Source organism: Mycobacterium simiae (assembly GCF_008370645.1).
In the GTDB taxonomy this organism is placed as follows: domain Bacteria; phylum Actinomycetota; class Actinomycetes; order Mycobacteriales; family Mycobacteriaceae; genus Mycobacterium; species Mycobacterium simiae_A.
This window is the reverse complement of sequence record NZ_VTZN01000697.1, coordinates 1-210: the sequence shown is the minus strand read 5'-3', so window position 1 is coordinate 210 and position 210 is coordinate 1. Positions and strand designations below refer to the sequence as shown.

Annotated in this window: 1 protein-coding gene; it reads left to right on the top strand. The window is 64.8% G+C overall.

The annotated features are described in order from the left end of the window. The coding region (locus tag F0Q45_RS27405) for an AMP-binding protein (RefSeq protein ID WP_149656752.1) at nucleotides 1-210 on the top strand (210 nt) is incomplete at both ends.

The window sequence follows — 210 nt, the reverse complement described above, 5'->3', positions numbered from 1 at the left end:
TCGATACCGCAGTTGTTCAGCGCGCAAGCCACCCGCACCCCCAACACCATCGCCCTGGTCTATCAGGACCGCTCATGGACCTACCACCAACTCGACAACGCCGCCAACCAACTGGCCCACCAACTGGCCGCACACCACGTCGGCCCCGGCGACGTCGTCGCGCTGCTCTTGGAACGCTCCGCACACGCCATCATCGCCATCCTGGCAGTA